Source organism: Halorubrum sp. SP9 (assembly GCF_005435015.1).
GTDB classification, from domain to species: domain Archaea; phylum Halobacteriota; class Halobacteria; order Halobacteriales; family Haloferacaceae; genus Halorubrum; species Halorubrum sodomense.
The window spans coordinates 1-608 of record NZ_SGXU01000254.1; the positions used below are offsets into that span (position 1 = coordinate 1).

Annotated in this window: 1 protein-coding gene; it reads right to left on the reverse strand. The window is 49.0% G+C overall.

Annotated features, from left to right (window positions below; translation table 11 throughout):
- Positions 1 to 410: 410 nt before the first annotated feature.
- The coding region (locus EXE45_RS20930) for a hypothetical protein (protein WP_206750504.1) at positions 411 to 608 on the reverse strand (198 nt) is incomplete at its 5' end.

Below are 608 nucleotides of genomic sequence, written 5' to 3' on the forward strand. Positions count from 1 at the left end.
GTACTCACAGATATCTACACGACGAAGGTGAATTTTATACCTGCCAGTCGTGCGGTCAAAAGACCAGTGCTCGTAGTGTTCGCGAAAAGATACACCTCCACCGGTGTGGAAGCCAGCCGAAGTAGAAATCAATTATTTCTGATTTAGGTCGGTTTGACGCGGCACAGCCTTGTGGTCATACTTTCATTTTGGTCTCGGTATTCCGGGTGGCACGCACTCATCGCAGTAGGAGACGAATCCTGAGCCAGTCGGTGGTCCTTGCCCGTCGTATGACCACCACTTACACTGGATGATGGTCGCATCAGGTGGTATCATAGTGCCGCAGTTATGACACTGTATTTCAACGAGATTGTGATTTCCCCGACCTTCACGGAGTATATCGGTAACTGACTCGTTGTCGTCTTTATCACTCATCGATGTTCAACGAATGCCGACATTCGTTCTTTCGTGCGGAGCCATTTCCACTCATTATGAGCGGCGGCGACTATCTCTTGGAGGTCATCATCACAACCACCGCTCACCAAGACAGTTGTTCCGTCGTTTTGGAGGAGGCATTGTCTCTCCATACGGAGTAGAGGGTTCTTCCAGAGATAAGACAGAGATTTTAA